Genomic DNA, 1,901 nt, shown 5'->3' on the forward strand with positions numbered 1-1,901 from the left:
CGGAGGGAAGCCCCCGCCACGCCGGGCCCCTCACCGCCGCCCCGCCCTCGCTGCCGCCCCGCCCCTCACCGCCGCCCCGCGTTCCTCTCGTACACCAGCCGCAGCCCGATCAGCGTCAGCCACGGCTCGTGGTGGTCGATGACCGCGGCCTCGCCGAGGACCATCGGGGCGAGGCCGCCCGTGGCGATGACGGTGACGTCGGCGGGGTCGGCGGCGAGTTCGCGGGCCATGCGCTGGACGACGCCGTCGACCTGGCCCGCGAAGCCGTAGAGGATGCCGGACTGCATCGCCTCGACGGTGCTCTTGCCGATGACGCTGCGGGGTCTGGCCAGCTCGATCTTGCGGAGCTGGGCGCCGCGCAGGCCCAGCGCCTCGACGGAGATCTCGATGCCGGGGGCGATCACGCCGCCCGTGTACTCGCCGCGCGCGGAGACCGCGTCGAAGGTCGTCGCCGTCCCGAAGTCGACGACGATCGCCGGGCCCCCGTAGAGGTGCTGCGCGGCGACGGCGTTGATGATGCGGTCCGTGCCGACCTCTTTGGGGTTGTCCATGAGGATCGGCACGCCCGTCTTCACGCCGGGCTCCACGAGGATCGCCGGGACGTCCCCGTAGTACCTGCGGCTGACCTCGCGCAGTTCGTGGAGCACGGCGGGCACGGTGGAGCAGATCGCGATGCCGTCGATGCCCTCGCCGAGTTCCATGCCGAGCAGCGGGTGGGTGCCCATGAGGCCCTGGAGGAGGACCGCCAGTTCGTCGGCGGTGCGGCGGGGGTCCGTGGAGATCCGCCAGTGCTCGACGATCTCCTCGCCGTCGAAGAGACCGAGCACGGTGTGGGTGTTCCCGACGTCGATGGTCAGCAGCATCGCGAATGTCCTGAAGGAAGAGGCGGGGGCGGGGGGACGGGGTCAGCCGTTGTCCGGCTCGCGCAGGTCCAGGCCGATGTCGAGGATCGGCGCGGAGTGCGTGAGCGCGCCGACGGCGAGGTAGTCGACGCCGGTCCCGGCGTAGGCGCGGGCGTTGTCGAGGGTGAGGCGGCCGGAGGATTCGAGCAGGGCGCGCCCGGCGGTGAGGGCGACGGCCTCCTCGGTCTCGGCGGGGGTGAAGTTGTCGAGCAGGACGAGGTCGGCCCCGGCGTCGAGCACGTCGCGGAGCTGGTGGATCGTGTCGACCTCGACCTCGACGGTCAGGCCGGGGAACATCGTCCGGACCGCCTGGAAGGCGGCGGCGACGCCCCCGGCGGCGACGACGTGGTTGTCCTTGACGAGCGCGGCGTCCGAGAGGGACATGCGGTGGTTGACGCCGCCGCCGCAGCGCACGGCGTACTTCTCCAGCGCGCGCAGCCCCGGCGTGGTCTTGCGGGTGTCGCGCACGCGCGCCTTCGTCCCGGCGAGCGCGTCGGCCCAGGCGCGGGTCGCCGTCGCGATGCCGGAGAGGCGGTTGAGCAGGTTGAGGGCGCTGCGCTCGGCGGTGAGCAGGTCGCGGGTGCGGGTCGTGACGCTGAGCAGCTTCTGCCCGGCGTGCACCGCGTCGCCGTCCGCGACGTGCCGCTCGACCTCGAACTCCTCGGTCGCGACGAGCGAGATGACGGCCTCCGCGATGTGCAGCCCGGCGACGACGCCGTTCTCGCGCGCGGTGAAGTCGGCGGTCGCGACGGCGTCGGCGGGGACGGTTGCGAGCGAGGTGACGTCCTCGCCGCCGTCCAGGTCCTCGGCGAGGGTCAGGTACGCGACGTCCTCGACGTGGACGGGGTCGAGGCCGCCGGCGGCGAGGAGCGCCGCGAGCGCGGGGTCGAGGCCGCAGACGTCCTCGTCGTCCTCGTGCTCGTGGTCCTCGGCGTCGTGGCCGCCGCAGGCGCAGCCCGCGCCGCAGCCGCCGCTCGCGCCCGCGTCGTCGGCGGGCAG

The 1,901-nt window shown here is 73.9% G+C and carries 2 protein-coding genes; both read right to left on the minus strand.

From position 1 onward, the window contains the following. Window positions 1–65: 65 nt before the first annotated feature. Window positions 66–863, minus strand: a complete 798-nt coding sequence (locus G3I42_RS16735) for a type III pantothenate kinase (protein ID WP_164286796.1) — start codon at window positions 861–863, stop codon at window positions 66–68. A 42-nt stretch (window positions 864–905) separates the two neighbouring features. Beyond that, entirely contained in the window at window positions 906–1,901 is a 996-nt protein-coding gene (nadC, locus tag G3I42_RS16740) for a carboxylating nicotinate-nucleotide diphosphorylase (protein WP_164286798.1), read from the minus strand.

Source organism: Streptomyces sp. SID11385 (assembly GCF_010548245.1).
Lineage (GTDB): Bacteria > Actinomycetota > Actinomycetes > Streptomycetales > Streptomycetaceae > Streptomyces.

What these genes read in the sequence shown, in the direction of transcription:
- G3I42_RS16735 (WP_164286796.1), bottom strand. Translation starts at nt 863, where the DNA reads ATGCTGCTGACCATCGACGTCGGGAACACCCACACCGTGCTCGGTCTC.